1 protein-coding gene is annotated in these 257 nt (G+C 56.8%); it reads left to right on the top strand.

Annotated features, from left to right (window positions below; genetic code table 11):
- Nucleotides 1–257: nucleotide-binding protein (locus tag ACTHSP_RS23835; protein ID WP_440347211.1), on the top strand; the 257-nt coding region annotated here is incomplete at both ends.

Raw genomic sequence — 257 nt, 5'->3', positions numbered from 1 at the left:
AGCGAAGACCGCGCCGACACGGCCGTCGAAGCCATCCGCGCCCTGCGCACCAATATCTACTTCTCCATGCTGGACGCACCTAACAACATCCTCATGATTACCGGTGCTGCGCCTGAAGCAGGTAAATCCTTTATCTCCGCCAACCTTGCCACCGTAATGGCGCAGTCAGGCAAACGCGTTCTGCTTATCGATACCGATATGCGCAAAGGCTACCTTGACCGACTCTTCGGCCTTACCCCCGAGTTCGGCTTGTCTGA

Source organism: Neisseria sp. P0001.S005 (assembly GCF_051963715.1).
Note: the sequence above shows the minus strand (reverse complement) of the source record. Positions and strands in the feature narration are given on the sequence as shown.